Source organism: Citrobacter sp. CK191 (genome assembly GCF_030333435.1).
GTDB lineage: Bacteria > Pseudomonadota > Gammaproteobacteria > Enterobacterales > Enterobacteriaceae > Citrobacter_B > Citrobacter_B koseri.
On the sequence record NZ_JAOWFX010000004.1, the window covers coordinates 1 to 239 of the forward strand.

The 239-nt window shown below is 52.3% G+C and carries 1 tRNA gene; it reads right to left on the minus strand.

What is annotated here, in order from left to right:
- Positions 1 to 161: 161 nt before the first annotated feature.
- Positions 162 to 238, minus strand: a tRNA-Met gene (locus OGV82_RS02725).
- Position 239: the final 1 nt, after the last annotated feature.

Genomic DNA, 239 nt, shown 5'->3' on the forward strand with positions numbered 1-239 from the left:
CCACCCCGCGTCCGTCTTTCTGCTTCGTATTTCAAACCACATCTGCGTTGGCTTTCCTCGTTCACCTCAGTCACTTACTGGAGTAAGCTCCTAAGGATTCACTGCGTCGCCGCCTTGTTGTGATTCGAACTACTTTGCAAAATATTACATCATATTTCAATTGGTTGCGGGGGCCGGATTTGAACCGACGACCTTCGGGTTATGAGCCCGACGAGCTACCAGGCTGCTCCACCCCGCGT